At 67.0% G+C, this 2,570-nt stretch carries 2 protein-coding genes; both read left to right on the top strand.

Annotated features, from left to right (window positions below; translation table 11 throughout):
- Positions 1–158: 158 nt before the first annotated feature.
- Complete coding sequence (gene istA, locus IWX89_RS18230) at positions 159–1,712, top strand: IS21 family transposase (RefSeq protein WP_196904951.1); 1,554 nt, start codon at positions 159–161, stop codon at positions 1,710–1,712.
- Entirely contained in the window at positions 1,709–2,458 is a 750-nt protein-coding gene (locus IWX89_RS18235) for an ATP-binding protein (protein WP_307836627.1), read from the top strand. The genes istA and IWX89_RS18235 overlap by 4 nt, the downstream gene beginning before the upstream one ends.
- The last annotated feature ends 112 nt before the right edge of the window (positions 2,459–2,570 follow it).

Genomic DNA, 2,570 nt, shown 5'->3' on the forward strand with positions numbered 1-2,570 from the left:
TGAATATTGGCTTCGATGGGCACCACCCCTGGTGCGAGTGAGCCCCACTGTTCAGATTCGTGATTCGTATCGTTCAGCCCCACCACCGGCGTGGTTGAGCCCCACCTGAAAAGCTCCTTCCACCATGTGACGGACACATGGTGGAAGGAGTACCGGTAATGGTACGGAAGATCAAAGCGAAGCAGATCCTGCAGTTGCGTAATCAGGGCTTGTCGCGACGGGCGATCGAGTCCGCCCAGGGCATGTCCCGGCACAGCATCCGAGCTGTGCTCGATGCGGCAGAGCGTCTCGGGCTTGGCTGGGACGACGTCGCCGAGCTGTCGGAGGCCGAGGTGTATGCGGCGCTGTTCCCCGGCCGCGGCGTCCACGAGAGTGTGTTTGCCCAGCCGGACTGGGGCCGGGTGCACACCGAGCTCGCCCGGGTCGGGGTGACGCTGAAGCTGCTGCACCAGGAGTACGTCGACGCGTCGTCACTGGCCGGGCAGGCAGTGATGAGCTACGACCGGTTCTGCCGCCTCTATGCCGAGCACGCCGCAGTCTCGGGGGCGACATCTCGGGTCGGCCACAAGGCCGGCCGCAGCATCGAGGTCGACTGGTCCGGGCCCACGATGCAGCTGCTGGATCCCACGACGGGCGAGATCTCGAAGGTGTATCTGTTCGTCGCGTGCCTGCCGTTCAGCCGCTACGCGTTCGTGGAAGCGACCCTCGACATGAAGCAGGAGTCGTGGCTGCGCGCCCACACGGCGATGTTCGCCTTCTTCGGCGGCAGCGTCCCACGCCTGGTCCCGGACAACCTGAAGACCGGGGTCATCTCGCACCCGAAGGAAGGCGAAGTCGTTCTCAACGATTCCTACCGCCAGATGGCGGCGCACTACTCGGCCGCGGTGCTGCCCGGCAGAGTTCGCCACCCGCGCGACAAAAGCAGCACCGAGAACACGGTCTCCCATGTCGCGACCTGGGTCATCGCCGGCCTACGGCACGAGACGTTCACCTCGCTGGCGCAGTTGCGCCTGCGGATCCGGGAACAGATGGACGCCTACAACCGGGAGCCGTTCCAGAAACGCGTCGGGTCCCGCCTCAGCGTCTTCACCGTCGAGGAGAAGCCGCTGCTGCAGGCGCTGCCGGCGGCGCCGTTCGAGATCAGCACCTGGTCCTACAAACGGAAGGTCAACGCCAACGCCCACGTGGTCTGGGCGCGGAACTTCTACTCCGTCCCCTTCAGCCACATCGGCGCGCTGGTCGACCTGCGGATCACCGAGACGATGTTGGAGGTCTATCGGCGCGACGAGCGCCTGGCCAGCCACCTGCTGCTGCCGGCAACGACGAGTAACCAGTATCGGACGAACGAGGCCGACCTGCCCGAGGGGCGCAGCTTCCAGGCCTGGGACCGAACCCGGATCGAGGAGTGGGCGGCGCGGATCGGGCCGGCGACCGTGACAGTGACGGCCAAGATCTTCGAGACCGTGTTCATCGACGAGGCCGGCTTCGACGCCGCTCTGGCGGTCCTGCGGCTGTCGCGCAAGTTCCCCCCGGCGCGACTCGAGGCCGCCTGCGCACTGGCGCTGCGCGGGCCGATCCGCTCTCCCCGCTACGCGCACCTGAGACCGATCCTCGACACCGGGCAGGACAAGACCGGACAGGTCCCCGAGCCGGCACCGGACGATGGCGGCTATGTCCGCGGCGGCGCCTACTACGCCGGAGGGCACCGGTGAGCGCCCTGGACGGGGAGACTAAACGCAAGCTGCGCGAGATGAACGCCGGCGAGCTGCTGCAGGCCATCGACACCCAGGACGAGGTCCTCAGCATCGGCCTGCCCTTCGAGGACCGGGTCCGGCTGGCCGTCGACGACGCCTACTCCGCCTTCACCCATTCCAAGGTCGAGGGCCTGATCCGGCGGGCGGGACTGCGGTATCCGAACGCGGATCTGCGGCGCATCGACCTGCTCGACGAGCGCGGCCTGAACCGGCAGCTGCTGGCCCAGCTCGGGACCTGCTCGTTCGTCGCCCGGCACCAGAACGTCGTCTTCCAGGGCTTCACTGGGTCGGGGAAGTCGTATCTGGGCTGCGCGATCGCTAAACGGGCCTGCGAGCACCGGATCCGTGCCCACTACGTCCGGATGCCCGACCTCGAGGAGGCCTGGGTCGCCGCGCAGGACGCCACCGGCGGCGCCGGGAAGTTCCTGCGGAAGTATGCCGCGTTCACGCTGCTGGTCATCGACGAGTGGCTGCTGGACAGGCCGACGGAGTCGATGCGGACGATGCTGTTGGAGTTGATGGAGCGCCGTTACGGCGAGACGTCGACGGTGTTCTGCACCCAGTATCAGCAGAAGGACTGGCACCAGCGCCTCGGCGCCGGCGTCCACGCCGACGCGATCATGGACCGCATCATCCACAACAGCACCTGGGTCGACACCGGGACCTACAATATGAGGGAACAAGCCGCCCTCGCGACCGCGTAATCCGTGACGGGGAGCACCGGTGGTGCTGAGCCACACCACCACTGGGGCTCTTCCGCACGAACGGTGGGGCTCAACCGCACGATCGGGTGGGGCTCAGACGGTCGAATACTCA

The organism is Cryobacterium sp. MP_M3 (genome assembly GCF_015752155.1).
In the GTDB taxonomy this organism is placed as follows: Bacteria; Actinomycetota; Actinomycetes; order Actinomycetales; family Microbacteriaceae; genus Cryobacterium.